We start from the raw sequence: 14,507 nt of genomic DNA on the forward strand, positions 1-14,507 counted from the left end.
TACCTGATTTTCTAATCCACAATCATCCGTCCGGCTCCGCCGCCCTGCCAACGGCCTGCTGTTCGTTTTCCACGTCCGGCGCCTTCCAGAATAAGAACTAGCTGTCTATGCAACTGAGCATGAGAATAATCTCTGTATTCCGCACCATTTCGGTTTGCGATGTAATGCTGAATGGATTCCCTGTCTACAACTTCCGAGTTCAGGCACATCAACGCAAACATACAATCCATCGGATCTGATGCACCACTTTTAAGCAGCTCGGATGCGAAGTAGCGCATCGTCTCCGGGCGCAATGTACTCTGCTTCAAACCCGCAAAAGGAGCATGGATATCACTCCATGTATTGAATTCCGTTGCCATGTCGGCAAAATCCTGATAATCCGAGCGAAGCACGGCTCCCTCTTTGAGCTTGAATCGGCCCAGCTCCATCTCATCCAGACCGATTTCTGCCTCATCCTCCAGCACGATATCTGCATGATGGGCTGTGAAATCCGGGCGATCTGTTTGTTCCAAAAAGAGCAGCTTCAACACCGACAGCCGCCCTGTGGCCGCATACGACACTTCCTGCTCCTGCTCCAGCAGATACAATCTACCCTTGTGCTTCACGATGCCTCTACCAATGGTTAGCGTGTACTCCCCGACAGTTACGTTCATTCCTGTAATGATGCCATCCGAATAATCCTGATACCGGATATCGAGAAAGCTGCGGGGGTAGTCCCGCAGGTTCTCTAGCATCTCGGTTTTGAGAATACGGCCTTTCTCGAACTTCGGCACGATATGGGTTAACATGTGGTTTCCTCCTCTCCGTGCCGATTTCGGCACAAGTGTCGCCCGGCACCTCAGTAATGACATTGCGTAGCAACGTTATGCGCCAGCCGGGTCGCTCTGCGACGTCATTACTGCTCTTCTTTATTCAAGGGAACGGACAACCGATTCACACCGGGTGCAGGAGCCGGGACAGGCATCTCTGTCAGCGATGGATTTTGCTTAATATACTCAGAGTAGTCCAGCCAATTTTTGTTCACCACATAGGTACGAGCGATTTTGTCATGCAACGCCTGCTTTTTTTCAGTGAAAGCTGCCATGATATAGCCTACAAATATAGTGACTAAGCTAATGATTTTACCCCAGTAGCGGGCGTTGGCCCGTCCGAAAGATATTTTTTCATTATTTTCATCCGCAACGACAATCCCCGCAGCCAGCTTGCCGACCGTTCCTCTGCATTTTGATGATTCCATGATGGTGTGGTAAAGCCAATCCAATAAAAGAGGGCCAAAAATAATAATAGCTCCCAAAATTCTCACCGACACATCGTCTAAGTGTGAAACAAACTCCGAAAAATTCGGCATTTTTACGAACGCAGAGACAAACCCTATCGTCACAAACGGCAACGTATCAATCAAACGAATAGTCACAAATAAAATAGTATAATCTAGCAAATGGGCTAAAAATCTTTTCCAAAAACCAGCGTACATCCTACTGCTCCTCCTGTTTAAAGCCTGCTGTTCATCAGAATCTTTGAATCTGTGTGCCAACCTAAATGTTACATTCCAGCTCCGCGCCCAGCCTGCTCACGAAGGATATAATTCAGCTCGCGTTTGTCCACAACGTAGGTACGGGCAATCAGATCGTGGAGAGCCTGTTTTCTCGCCGTAAAGGCTGCCATAATAAAGCCGGCGAACAAAATGATGACTGATAGAAGCTTACTCCAGTAGCGGGCACTAGCACGTCCAAAGCTGAGCTTGTGATTAAACTCATCTACTACAACGATGCCGAGAGCCAGCTTGCCCACCGTGGCTTTGCATTTCGATGATTCCATAAGCGCATAATATAGCCATATAGCTCCCCAATTCAGCAAGGTCTGTCCTATTACTTTCATGGTAACAATAGAAGACGATCCGTCTGAGAGCAAAGAGCTTTCTGCCGGAGACGGTACCCAATCCCCTAAGGTCCGAATTACCATCCAGATCAATCCAAATATTAAAAATACAAACCATAGAATAAGGCCATCGATGATATAAGCCAAAGTTCGTTTCCAAAAACCTGCATACAGCACGTTATCCCCTCCAAGTGTTGTGTACTTTTCTAATTTCAGCATTTTGCAAAACCCTTAATTTACTATTTCGTGCCGTCAAAGAAATCCAGCTCGGAGAGATCATTCTCGAAGGCAAAAAAGCGTTTGGGTCCCAGATGCAGCAATTCATCTCGGCGAGTAATCGGCACTACATAAAAGCCCCAGCGGCTATCTCCGACAAAAACAAAATATTTCGTTTCCCCATTACGGATGGAGTCCGTATCATCCTGCGGGATATCCCGCCCGTACAGCACTGCAATTTCCTCATACGGCATGGGTTCAAAAGCTTCTGGCCGACTACGATACACATGGCGCTGACGCAGCTTGCCGCCGTCGGCCGTCAGGAAGAACTCCACCTCAGCCGCATGAGACGGCCGGGAAATAGAACCGCGTACCCGATTGCTTTCCAAACTCGCAATCAGCTCCTTCTCGCGTCCCGTATGCGTCCATGCGCTGACCGTGTACGGAATAGCCGGAATATGATTGGTAATGACAGGCTCAATCGTGCCCATTTTTTTAGCGTTCAGGTAACGGATAGCCCCGCGCAGACAGGCCATTTTCAACTCAGGTACCCGGCTGAGGTCCTCTGCCTTTTGACGAAACTCAATACTGCGCCCCGGTACAAATTCCTTGAGTGCTTCGCGAAATACGTCAATCCGGCAGGATTGCCCGGTTAGCTTGATAATCGAATAATCCTGCAAGCGTCCCTCCAGATAAAACTCATCCAGAAACTTGCGCACAATATTGTAGATGTCCGCCTTAAGAAGCTGCTGTATTTCCCGAATGTTAAACACCACATCAGGCAAACCATATTCATCACGAAACCGTCCGTTCTCGATGACTGAAACCAGCCAACGGTCCATCACTGCAATGTTCAGGTCGCTTTCAGCAGATAATACCTGCTCGGATTCGAAGCGGCTGCGCAAGATCCCCGTACGTAGAAAAAATTCCTTTTTCATATTTTCTGCCGCGCTCCACAACAGATGAAAATTACTCAGTACCCGCTGATATTCATCCCGTGTAGCATGCTCATACTGTTTGAACGCGGTAGGCAAGATGGCCTCTGCCTCTCGGTAGCGCTCCTCCAGTCCCGCATATACAGCATCTACACCAAACTCATCCACATGACGGTACAAATCTCCCGAAGGAATGCCGATCAGGGCATCAATATCGGTGTCAGGCAAACGCGTCTCGGCAGCATAATAACCTGCAAATACAATTTTCATAAACTGCATAATCCGATACGTCAGATTATTGCCGCCAAAGTTGGTATCCCCGTTTTCATATGTTGTGTGAATATCCAGCTTGTAAGCAATACGTCCGTCCTCAATTCGGAATCGGCAGGAAGACAAATCTGTCGTGCCTCCACCACAATCAATAACAAGTGCCTGGTACTCCTCACCGTCCGCAAAAGTCCCTCGTTCCATCTGGTCTGCCAGCGTGTTGTACAGCACAGCCAGCCCTTCGTCCAGCGCATCCTCCGCTTCAATCTGGTAATCAGGCAAAATATCACTAAACATCTCTATAAACTGGGGCTGCAGCTTTACCGGAGCAGAAAAGTGCAGGTTGCGGAACCGACACTTAAATTGCTGCTCGGCTGTAGCAATCACATAACGGATAAAAGCAGCTAAAATATCACTGCGGGAAGCGGTTGCTGTATTCCCCTCGGAATCCATTAATTCCTCAATTCTCTTATAATCGTTGACCCACCGCTTGATCCCCCGCAATACTGTTGCACGGCTTCCTGCCACGTCAGATCCACGTAGTGCATCCTCCCCAAATACATAAAGGATATGTTCTGGATTGGAGCAATCTGCGACGCGAATAGCAGTCGGCAATACTTCGATCCAGTCGCCTTCTGCCCCTTCTGGGCCGGGGAATGACACATAATTGATGGCGTTCAGCCTTACTGTGCTGCTCATACCTGTATCAGGAGCCGTAACGTAGGAGCTATCCAAATAAGCACCTGCTGTGGTGTTCGAGGTGCCAAAATCAATCGCAAGTACCGCATCTGTAGTTTCCGTGCCCCGAATGATCAGCTCTGCCACCGGAATCCGGTGACCTTGAAGCTTCAGCGGCAGCATTGGCTTATCTCCATAGTAGAGGTTATAAAAATATTCTGATTCCTGTCTTCGCAGAAACAGCAGGCTATAACTATGATTGGACGTCTCTCGCAGTTCAGCATCACGATGACGAGAAAGATAATATACGCCTGTTCGTGTCTCATCCTTCACCAAATTCAAAACACCGCACAGTTCTCCTGTTGCATTCACCAGCAGCACATTAGATGAGCTCAGCCAAGGCAAATCGGATTCAATCCGGTAGTTGTCCATGCGACCTGTGCGTACACCCTGATACAGCGTGATTTTGGCGGGAACCCGGATGCCGCTGCTCTCCTGCCGACGGTCGTTCCAGTTTCGCTGTAGTGCCGATTCCATGCGTTCAAAGCCGCCAGGATTTGGCCTTGTGATGAGTAAATGCTCTTCCGCGCTCCGAAAACGTAAAATCACGCGAATCAACTCTTCACGTGCCAGGCGATTGGCAAAGCCCTCGACCAGTCGTTCCTTATCGCATATTCCGCGTAACTGAAAGGTCGTCATTTGCTCCAATTCCGCCCGCGTGTATTTCGCCGTGAAGCGTATGCTTTTTCGATCGGTGAGCGGGTCTAGCAACCTGTATGTATAGGGTCCGTTCATCGTTCACATGTCCTTTCTTAGCCATTTAGCCTTAATAGAGGGCGATAGCGTCTATTTTCATCGTAGGATCTTCCTCCAAAATGCCGAAATGACTTGTCCAATACAATTCCGTCGTAAAACGTGCCGGAAGAAACAAATCCAGAATCAAATCCACTTTAATCCGTGACAATGGTGTCTCCTCTTGGCCGATATAGATGAGCAGTTCGTCTTTTTCCTCACAATTGGTGTAAATGATTGAGCGATGAAAGACGCGCCGCATCGTTTCTTTTAGCAAATGTACGGCTTCTCCCGTCTCATACAGGCGCAGCAATCCTTCAGCAATCACGTCCTGATCCTCACGGTTTAATTGTCCAAAGCCTTCCTTTACCTTCGGGCCAAAAATGCCCTCTGCAATATCACGCTGAACAAACCGGATATGGTACTCCCGCCGATTCATCCCTTGATACAAGTCCATTTCCGCCAGGAAATGCATCATAATATCAAATAGCGATTCTCTCAGCTCTAGATACTCTTCAGCATCCGGTGGAAACAGATCCCGAAAAATAGAATAAAAGCGGTAGTACGGATTGATTTCCACTACCTGCTCCAAATGGGAAGTATTCAACTCTGCCAGACTAAGCTCCATATACGGAGAGTAGCTGACAGCGGGTACGAAGCGGAATTTATCTACATCCAGCCCCTGTTCCCTCGCGCGCATGAGCAAATCCCAGACGTAATTCACACCCATTCTCCTTCACACTTGTACTCCGGAAAATACATCTGCACTTCTGATACTAGAAAGCTCATTAAATCGGATAAAATATAAGCAGGCGCAGTGGGCAAAACATCGTCAGAACCACGTCTGAACCCCAAACGCATGATCTGCTTGCCTTCCTCTGTCCGTACGTTATCGCTGACAAACGGATTTAACGGATACGTCTGGGTTTTGGTTAAAAGGTTGCTTACATCATTTCTCCCTGCACCTCCCCAGATGTCTACACGTTCCAGCTCAAGCCCCTGCGCTGCTTCAAACGAGTTTACGATGCGCATGATTTCCGCTTTGGCACGGACAATCACGGCCTGTTTTCCTGCATAGCGGCCCAAAAAGCTGTCCTGTCGCCGATTGGACAATAACGGATAAGTCTGACGACTAAGTCTCGTTGTAACAGGCTTCGTAACCTTCAACACATTCCATTCGCCAGACTTATCACGTGGTGTGACAATCGTCAGTTCCTCTTCTGTACGCTTGATATACCGGATATCGCCTTCAGTCCCGTCAATCAAGTAACCATGCTCAGGACCTGTTTTTCGCAAAGGTAGCACATGCTCATAATTCACACGATCCATAGCGGGTATAGGAAAGCCGCTGTTCTTTAGAGATAGCCTTTCAATGTTCCAAAGCGGAAAAACGTCACCCTTCTTAAAACCGTCGAATTCCTCCAATGAAATTGTAATTTCATGAATTTCTTCATGGGCGGCCGGCTCGCCGTCTCCACCAATCAATACACAGTCCACAAACTTATAAGCGTACGGGTGATTAATTGTTTTCCACGGCATGCCATTTTGCATAAACGTGTGATATAACTGCTCAATCTCTAAAATATAAGAACGGTTATGCTCCAGACGAAAACGAATCGGATAATTGCCGGTTTCCGTGACCAACATTCCTGAGAAAATTCGTTTGCTTCGCACCAGTGCTGAGATTCGTTCGGTCTCCATCTCAAGGAAAAGCGTAAACAGCGGCATCGATCCGCCTTCGCGTACCACCTCTGCCACATGGCTGATGTCAATCTGCTTTTCCTCCGTATCAGACGGTAACACAGGGTATAAAAATTCATGAATCGGGTCATAGTCCTCACGCGATGTCAATGACACGTACACATCAATCTTTTCTTCCGTATTCTCAATTTCCTCAAATACCCGCCGTTCTAGCTGGCGGGTCATTTCTTCCTGATATTCGACGAGGTTCATAAATACCCCCGCCATCATATTTTTCAGTAAACGTCTCTGCTCCAAATCGTCCATCTTGCTCAAACGGTCCTGTACCAGCTCTTTCACGACGTCTCACTCCTTTCGGCTCCAGCTTCATTGAACATAAAAACTTAACTTCCATTCGCAGCAGCCCGATCTTGGTTCTCTGAATCAGACGCTCCTTCTGCTTTAGAAGCGGAATCAGCAGTTCCTTGTTCTTTGCTGGTGCCCGCCTTGGCCGAAGAGGCATTTCCATCGCCCGTACCGCTATTTTTTGCCGCTGAAGAGACTTCCTTCTTCGCGGGTGTAGTTCCCGCTGAAGCCGTTGGCGTAGCCTTCGTTTGCGATTCTGCAGCAGGGGTTGCAGCGACGGAAGCTGAAGCATTACTCGCTGCGTCCCCTGCGTCCGTGTCGTTCAACGCTCCGTCAGACAATCCCAATCCAGCAGGAAGCTGACCGTTTTTCTGCTGCTCAGCGCTCTGCTTTTCCTCCGCCTTGGCTATGCTCCGCTCCAATGCCAGAACACTTTCGAGCTTATCGATCTCCTGATAAATTTCCTGTGCCCCGCTATAGGCATCAATGGCTCCTTCATAATCGAGATCCTTCATCATTCGATCTCCTTTAGCCTGAAGCTTGCCAGCTTGAATCTCCTTGAGCTGCTGCTGAATAGCAGTCAATTTATCGTTGGCCTCGGTAATTTTCTTCTCCAGTTCTTTTTGCGCAGACGTATAACCGGATTCCATCGCAGCCTTATTTGCTTTTTTGTACAGCTTGAGTGCATTCGTGTAATCGCCGCCCTGAAATTTCAAATCTCCGTCCTTCATCCAGCTCGCCGTCTCAGCATAGCTGTCCAGTTGGTCGATTTTATGCTCAATATCCTTCACATTGAAAGGCGGGTACAGACCAGCGCTTTTCCGTGCTTTCTCGTAGCTGGCTTCAGCTTTGGTAAAGTCCGCCTTTTCCACGTAGCCGTCTCCGTCCACCAGTAATTGAGATAGTTTCTGCTCGGCTGTATATAGTCGCTTATGAATCTTATCGTTAATTTTAACCGCCGCGTTTTTCGCTTCACTGTAGGACTTGAGTGCCTTCGCATAATCTCCTGCCCTGGCATAATCATCCGCGGCCTGAGCCGATTCGACCATCGTTTCCAGCGCAGCCGCCTTGTTCGCTGCCATACGCGCCAGTGTAATCCATGCTCCCCCTCCCACGATTACAAAGGCGAGCAACGCAATCAAAATCCGTTTGATCAGCTTACGGCGGTTTTTAGGCTTTTCCTGAAAAACTTTATTTACATAAATGGCCGCAGCCGTGTAATTGTTCACCGTCCGGTGCTGTTTGCTTAGCAGAACCTCTTCCAATGTGTCCGTCAGCATGGCCGGATCCTTCGCTTCCTCTAGCGCCCCCAGCATTTCCGCCAGCTCAACGTCCTCCCACATCCCGGATGTGGCGAGCAGGATTACATCTCCATCTGCAAGCTGGGTCTTTTTGGCGTAATGGGCATGAACTCCATTCGGATTTCCCAAGTATTCCAGCAGATTACCTCGTTCCTCATGTGTGCTGGTCGCTTCGTCTGGAATGCGTCCATCATCTGCCAATGACTGAGCCAGACTATGATCCTTGCTGCGAAAATTAAGCCTTCCATTGCGAAAATGATATAGCCGCACATTACCGCACGAAACGTACACCATTTTGTTGTAGTTGGTCACTACCATCAGCAGACTGGCTTTGAGCCGAACACGACGGCTTTCAAATTGCAGCCATTCCTGCGCTTCACGCAGATCTCTCATCAAGCGCCGCTTGGACATGGAAGGCTTCTCCATGAAGTTTTCAAGCACCGTTTTGACAACCATTTCTGCGCTGCGCAGCTCCTGATCCGAATCCAGACCGTCTGCGAGGACATAACAGGCCATGTCGTCCGTCTCCATGAATGCAAAATAGTCCCGGTTGTCTATGTAAGAGCCCGCTTCCGACACAAAGGCGGTACTAAAATCGCTGTTGTCCTTGCGCATCGCTACCCCCGTCTTTCTTGTTTCATCCTATCGCCAAAATAAGTACTGTTGCATTATCCTGACTTTTAAAGCCTTTATCATTAATGGCGTCGATCATGGCATCCGCTGTTTCCTGCGGTGTTCCACCCTTGCGCATAATCTCTTCCAATTCAATCTCCGTCAGCGCCTCCTGAATGCCATCGCTGCACAACAGCACATGATCGCCCGAATACAGACGAATCGGTGCACTCCCCAGTTCCATGCTCTCAAAGCCCTCATAGCCCAAGTAGTTGACCAGTTGATTGCGCACTGGACTCGTTTTGGCTTCCTCCGAGGTCATTTGTCCAGCAAGCACTCGTTCCTCCAGCAGTGTTTCTGCTGTATGCTTGGAATTGACTGTTTGGAAATGACCATTACGGTAAATCGTAATCAGGCTGTCACCCACCGCTCCGTAATGCAGCTGATATCCGCACACAATGACCGCAGCCAGCGTCGTTCCTCCACCCTGTCCATTCAAATTTTGCAAAATGCCGCGATTGCTTTGAGTTGCCGCCTCTGCAAAATATCCGTTCAAATTCGTTGCATCTTCCAGCTTGGCAAATGCCTTTGTAAAAGTCGTCACAGCCAAGGTACTGGACATACGTCCATTGGCCAGTCCACTAATACCGTCTGCGACAACAGCCAGCGTACCGACAGGTGTCGTCATACTGGAGAAATAATCATCCTGCTCGCTCCGGCTCCCGATCGTTTGACCATTTCCGATTTCAATTCCACTTACGGTACGGCTGCCGGAACTTCGCGTCAGTCGTATACGGATCATGAGAAGAACAGCGAATAGCACCGCAGCTCCACTTACAACAAAATAAGGCTGCATATCGTTACCTCCCTGCACCATTGCCCAATTCCATCCTAGTTTTCGTTATCCCACTCAAAATGGGCGCCACACAGCGGGATAAAGATAAATTTGCTGTGTCCCAGCTGAATCACGTCATAGGCAGCCAGCTCTGCTGGTGAATATACCGCCTCGTTATTGTGGTACGCTAAACCTGATGAATCGCCTGGCAGCAAGTAAAAGTTGCGTTTCTTCGGATCATACACAATGACCGCATGATTTCTGCGAGAAATCGTGTTGTCCCCGATAATGCGGACATGCATTTCCTCTGCGCGTCCGATAAAGTTCTTCTCTGCCATAATGCGATAGTCCTGACCCACCTGTGCTCCTTCGATGCATACCAGCCATCCAGTTACCGGATGAATACCCACCGTCTCACCCAAATACGGCATTGTTTTGTCATTATCTCCCGCGACGTTTGTTTTCGCTGCTGGCTCCGCGCTCTTGGGTGCAGCTATATTTACTACCGTGTTGCAATAAGGACACGTATTTCCGTGCTTTCGTGTACTGAACATGTGTCCGTTCGGGCATCTTGTCAAACTCATAGTCGGTTCCTTCCCCCATTGTCATGATTGTCTTTTCAGCGATCTGAGAATTTTGCAGCATCCTCATCTATTTAACGAGCACCCTCGTATTGGCAATATATAATAAGTCACCTGAGTAAATCCGGTATGGCTCACCGCTTTCCAACTTCTTGGTTACACTTTCGTTGGCAGACCGCAAGCCTGTACCATTACCGGAATCCACATCCTCTACAAACCAGTCGCTATTCACCCGGTTGAGTACCGCATGTTCCACACTTATCAGGGAGGCATAATCTGTACCTGCCAAATCAATATCCGCCTCCGAACGTGACGTCGTTTTGCCGATTAAGAGCGACGTTTCCCCTTCGATATACCATTCTTTAATGGACTCGCCCTCTTCATCAATCAACACCAGCTTGGCAATCCGCTGACGTTGTGCCCTTGACTTGGCCACAGGTACAACGGACACCAGGTTGCGCAGTATGTATACAAGCACGCCGATTCCAATACCTGTCGCGACCACGGTTTTCAAACCGCTGTAGCCTGTACGATTAAACACATAAAAGGCGATCGCCAGCATCAGCCCGAACATGGCAACATCTATGATGAAAACCCATCTGTTCTGCGCCGTTTTCACTGCTTGCTTCCCCCATTTCTATCCTGAAATCATCATTTTTTTCGAATACCAAAAAATTGGTTAAACATCGCTGAGGTATCCGTCGGATCACCGGATTTTTTCGTTTTTTTCCCTGGTGAGCCTTCCTTCGTTTTCGGATGAAAACCAAAAAATTGCTCAAAATCAGTTCCTATGTCAGCTGGATTGAATCCTTTGGCTGTCGTACGCGCACCACCGGAAGATGTATCCCCTCTCCCTCTCTCTTGCTGTTCCCCGCCAGCTCCCTCAGTTTTTCGGATGAGCTCGGCATCGTATGCCTGCCGCAATGCTTCGTCACGCAAGGTATTGTAAGCCTCGTGAATCAGCTTGAACTTGCGCGTTGCTTCCTCGCTTCCCTGGTTGGTATCAGGATGATACTTTTTGGCCAGTTTACGGTAAGCCTGCTTAATCTCTGCCTCCGAAGCATCCCGGCTGACACCGAGCAGCTCATAGTAGTTAGTCATTGTGTGATGTTCCCCTCTCCGAAAAAAATAAATATTAAGAGACCCGTAGGCCTCTTAATATTTATCCACCCTGCACTTATGTGCCGGGTGAGTGTGTGTTTAAGCTGCACTTAACGTGAAGACGTTAAGCTTAAACCGGATATCCGCCGTCGATTGTAGCCAGCTCGGTTTTGTCTTTCTTTTGTTTGATGTAGAGTGTAAATGCACCTACACCTTCTGTGTCGCCGAAGTGCTCGTTGTAGTCTACAACGAAAGCATTCGGGAAGTGGATTTTACGCACAACTTGATCAGCTGCGATAACTTCCAATGTTACTTTACGGTAGCTGTCTGCTTTTTCAGCAGGAACCAGAGACCACAAAGCCAGTTTCAGCGTGTCATCCGCGCTGTCACCGTCTACTGCTGTGATGATTTTACCGCTGATGCGCAGCGTGGAGCCTACGTCAGTGGAGCGTGCATTGGAATCGTCCGGTGTATCGGTGTCATAAATAACCGTTTGGATGTTATCCAAGCCCAGCTCAATTGTTTCTTGTCCTTCTACTTTCAATCTGAATCCCATGTGTGTTGCCTCCTTGAAATTAGGTAATATGATGGCGGAAGAAGCAGAGCTTCTTCGCGATTTATGTATAAAGGCGGTTCTGGAAAGAAACGCCTCTAACATCTTTCGTAGGGCTCGGATCATGATTTGACCGAGCTGGTTCCTTTAGTGATCATGACTTCCAGGTTCTTCACATTACCGTTGAAGACCAGGTCGATATGGCACATATTGCTTTTCTCATCAATAATGAAGCTCATATCGTCTCCGTCCTGAATGATCGAGTTAACAGATCCTCTGCTGCTCAGCCACTTGCTCTTCTGACTGCTCGGATTGTTACTGAAGAAACGGACGATATTCTCGTGTTTGAAGTCCCCTGTCTGGTAGCGCAAAATACGTTCAATATACGTGCTGACCAGCGTCTTGTAGATGGAGTCAAAACCGTCCTCGGACATCGCCATGCTTCTCGCCTTGTAGACGGTAATCCGGCGGATATCCTTATCCTGGATCTGTGCATTCTCCGACGAGAATACAAAGCCGAAGTTTTTACGGTTGATGGCATCCTTGATCGTGTTAGTGAAACCGGTGATCTCCTTGGCCATCGTCGTTACCGTGCGCAGACTGTTGTCTCCTGCTTCGATGTCGAAGCGTACGCCAGGGAAGTTCTTATTGACCGTTTTGAACGTCTCACGCAGGTATTCAGGACACTGATAGGAAGCAACCAAGCCGGCGGCAACGTAGGCTGCACCTACATAAACGCCCTCGATCCACAGCTTGAGAATATCCTCTTTCTCCTTAGAGAGCTGTACACCATCTTCGGTCTGTAGCATTTTGCTGTCGATAATGACACCCGATTTGTCCTTCGGAATAATCGTAAAGTTCGGTACACAAGGAATTGCAAATTCGCTATATTCTCTGCGAACGAGACTGGCGCATTTATCGACATATTTATCGATGCCTGCTGTTGCCATACTGTTGAAAGTCGTTTCTTCACCGGATTCAAAATTAAAGAACATTTGAATTTTGTAATCCTTCACGACTTGCAGCAACATCGAGAGCGATTCCATAGAATTTCCGCCCTGCTTAACGACCTTCTCGTTGCCCTTGAAGCGTTCACGTGAAACCTTTACCTTACCGGCTGCTTCCAGCTCGACGGATGGAACGATACCGAACCAGATCGTGTCGCTGAATTCATTCTTAGCATTCACAGTGTTCAGGTACGTTTCCAGGCGCGGAATATTGCTACTTTTTACCAGCATGTCCAGTTTGTTGTTCGCCACCAGCATTGTCGGCAGCATGCCTTTGCTCTTCGTTGCATATTGATCGAAGAACATTTTGACACCGAGAATTTTTTCCACAAGCGGCTTAACCGCCTTTACGAAATCGTCCTTGGCATTTTTATAGAACTCCAGATACGTGTTGTAGTTCTGAACCTCAACTGCTGTATCCACCTTGGTCTGAACAGCTGGCAGTGGCACAAACGTGCGAACTACCAAATCCTTCACATAATCAGAAGGCGTATCTGTGATAGAGTTATAATCTTCTTCGAATACTTGAGAGAGATCGCCAGTGCTGTTCTCATCCAACAACATCAGCTCAGTGCTGTCGCTCTTCGGCGCTTCAATAATTTTCAGTTCGCCGCTTTCCCCAATGGAGAGCATGCCCACCTGGATCAGTTCACCGGAGTTTTCCTCTTGCGCGCCACCGAGCAGAAGGCGGGTTTTGATGTCCTCAATTGCCAGTGGAAGCATAGCCATAACGTTGTTGTAGTTTTGACTCGCTTCCTCGAACATGCCATTCAGCTTGTCCCCCATGTCGAGTTTCTTCGGGTCACCATCATCCAGCTTGTCGTATTCACCGTACATATAGTGAATTTCTTTGCGGACTTGGCGAATATCATCCATGACCTTTTTCGGTGAAATCATATCCAGCAGATTTTCAAATTTGAAATCTACATTAGTGATTCCTTGACTCCGCTTGGTATCGATGAGCGTAAACAACATTTTCAGAAAGTCATTACTTTGATTTACACGAATTTCAGAAATGCTATCCTCATCAATTCCTTCTGGCTTTTTAAGGGTGTAGACGACTTTTTGATTGGCCGCGTTAAAAAACGAATACACGGTCGGCGAAAACTTATCCAAAAATTCGTCAAAGCTGCGCACCAGAAGGTGCTGATTAATTTCCTTGATCTTCTCATCGCTCAAGCTGTCAATACCCTTCACATCACCTACTATGGTGATCAGGTCCAGCTTTTCCGGGTTAATCTCTTCAAAAAGCATTGTCCGGTTGGTTTGATAAATGATTTCCATCGCTGTCGGCAAATGAATAAAGTATGAGTTATAGGTCCATTGCTCCATATACGGACACGGGATGTCCAATTTGAAACGGACGAATACTCATTTTTAGTTCTTTTGCCTCCTCCCCCCTACTTAACATTTAAATTCGTCAAAGGATTGAGCTTATACCACATTTACGGTACAGGCATGTAACCTCGAAAATCGGTCCGAAGCGTTATTCGGCTTTTAACGGCAAAGCATGCACATGAGATGTTTTTTCAAAATCAAAAGTCAGATAACACAGAAATTTCAAATTTATGATTTCGTATTCCTAACTTCAATCCCAATTTTTGCCGTTGATACGAGAGCTATCATACAAAGTACCCTTCAGTTTTGTCAATTTCTGTAGTCTCAGATTGAAATAGGGCATTTTGACTCATTTTATGCGTGAATA

General features: G+C 47.8%; 13 protein-coding genes. All 13 read right to left on the minus strand.

The features are described 5' to 3' along the window. Window positions 1-11 precede the first annotated feature (11 nt). A complete protein-coding gene (locus MKY98_RS18805; RefSeq protein ID WP_069012496.1) occupies window positions 12-788 on the minus strand; it encodes a DNA and RNA helicase in 777 nt (258 codons plus the stop codon). A 107-nt stretch (window positions 789-895) separates the two neighbouring features. Next, entirely contained in the window at window positions 896-1,474 is a 579-nt protein-coding gene (locus MKY98_RS18810) for an RDD family protein (protein WP_029515674.1), read from the minus strand. Window positions 1,475-1,542: 68 nt separating this feature from the next. Then, the gene (locus MKY98_RS18815; protein WP_029515675.1) at window positions 1,543-2,055 is read right to left on the minus strand and encodes an RDD family protein; all 513 of its coding nucleotides are present in this window, start codon (window positions 2,053-2,055) and stop codon (window positions 1,543-1,545) included. A gap of 62 nt (window positions 2,056-2,117) precedes the next feature. Continuing rightward, a complete protein-coding gene (locus MKY98_RS18820) occupies window positions 2,118-4,769 on the minus strand; it encodes a molecular chaperone (protein WP_029515676.1) in 2,652 nt (883 codons plus the stop codon). A 31-nt stretch (window positions 4,770-4,800) separates the two neighbouring features. After that, complete coding sequence (locus MKY98_RS18825) at window positions 4,801-5,490, minus strand: hypothetical protein (protein ID WP_029515677.1); 690 nt, start codon at window positions 5,488-5,490, stop codon at window positions 4,801-4,803. After that, window positions 5,487-6,806, minus strand: coding sequence for a normocyte-binding protein (locus tag MKY98_RS18830; protein WP_069012495.1), 1,320 nt, complete (start codon window positions 6,804-6,806; stop codon window positions 5,487-5,489). The genes MKY98_RS18825 and MKY98_RS18830 overlap by 4 nt, the downstream gene beginning before the upstream one ends. Before the next feature lie 44 nt (window positions 6,807-6,850). Further along, window positions 6,851-8,728, minus strand: a complete 1,878-nt coding sequence (locus tag MKY98_RS18835; RefSeq protein ID WP_069012494.1) for a serine/threonine protein phosphatase — start codon at window positions 8,726-8,728, stop codon at window positions 6,851-6,853. Window positions 8,729-8,750: 22 nt separating this feature from the next. Then, entirely contained in the window at window positions 8,751-9,581 is an 831-nt protein-coding gene (locus MKY98_RS18840) for a PP2C family protein-serine/threonine phosphatase (RefSeq protein ID WP_069012542.1), read from the minus strand. Between the two features lie 35 nt (window positions 9,582-9,616). Beyond that, complete coding sequence (locus MKY98_RS18845) at window positions 9,617-10,144, minus strand: FHA domain-containing protein (protein ID WP_028542470.1); 528 nt, start codon at window positions 10,142-10,144, stop codon at window positions 9,617-9,619. Window positions 10,145-10,211: 67 nt separating this feature from the next. Next, the gene (locus tag MKY98_RS18850) at window positions 10,212-10,760 is read right to left on the minus strand and encodes an FHA domain-containing protein (protein WP_069012493.1); all 549 of its coding nucleotides are present in this window, start codon (window positions 10,758-10,760) and stop codon (window positions 10,212-10,214) included. 32 nt (window positions 10,761-10,792) lie between these two features. Then, entirely contained in the window at window positions 10,793-11,242 is a 450-nt protein-coding gene (locus tag MKY98_RS18855; RefSeq protein ID WP_069012492.1) for a J domain-containing protein, read from the minus strand. Window positions 11,243-11,372: 130 nt separating this feature from the next. Beyond that, the gene (locus MKY98_RS18860; protein ID WP_013311475.1) at window positions 11,373-11,798 is read right to left on the minus strand and encodes a hypothetical protein; all 426 of its coding nucleotides are present in this window, start codon (window positions 11,796-11,798) and stop codon (window positions 11,373-11,375) included. 119 nt (window positions 11,799-11,917) lie between these two features. Continuing rightward, window positions 11,918-14,086, minus strand: a complete 2,169-nt coding sequence (locus MKY98_RS18865; RefSeq protein WP_023989860.1) for a hypothetical protein — start codon at window positions 14,084-14,086, stop codon at window positions 11,918-11,920. Window positions 14,087-14,507 lie beyond the last annotated feature (421 nt).

Source organism: Paenibacillus sp. FSL M8-0228 (assembly GCF_038007385.1).
Lineage (GTDB): Bacteria > Bacillota > Bacilli > Paenibacillales > Paenibacillaceae > Paenibacillus > Paenibacillus polymyxa_D.